This window comes from Burkholderia reimsis, assembly GCF_003294055.1.
GTDB lineage: Bacteria > Pseudomonadota > Gammaproteobacteria > Burkholderiales > Burkholderiaceae > Burkholderia > Burkholderia cepacia.
This window is the reverse complement of the sequence record NZ_QMFZ01000169.1, coordinates 1-389: the sequence shown is the minus strand read 5'-3', so window position 1 is coordinate 389 and position 389 is coordinate 1. Positions and strand designations below refer to the sequence as shown.

The 389-nt window shown below is 66.8% G+C and carries 1 protein-coding gene; it reads right to left on the bottom strand.

Annotation, left to right across the window (positions count from 1 at the left end):
* A partial coding sequence (locus tag DPV79_RS41785; RefSeq protein WP_113048193.1) for a serine/threonine protein kinase occupies nucleotides 1-389 on the bottom strand: 389 nt, incomplete at both ends.

Genomic DNA, 389 nt, shown 5'->3' with positions numbered 1-389 from the left:
CAATTCGAGAATGCGCTCTTCCCAGTAGCGCTGCGTGTTGAACCACGGAAACGCGGCCGGAAACGCGGGATCGTGCCAGCGGCGCGCGAGCCACGCCGAATAGTGGATGAGGCGCAGCGTGCGCAGCGCTTCGATCAGATGCAGTTCGCGCGGATCGAATTCGCTGAAATCCTCGTAGCCTGCCAGCAGATCGGCGAGCGCGCGCGATGCGCCTTCGCGGTCGCCGGGCAGCAGCAGCCACAGATCCTGCACGGCGGGACCCATGCGGCTGTCGTCGAAGTCGACGAAATGCGGGCCGGCGTCGGTCCAGAGCACGTTGCTCGGATGGCAGTCGCCATGCAGACGCAACTGGCGCACGTCGCCCGCGCGCTCGAACGCCGCTTCGACGC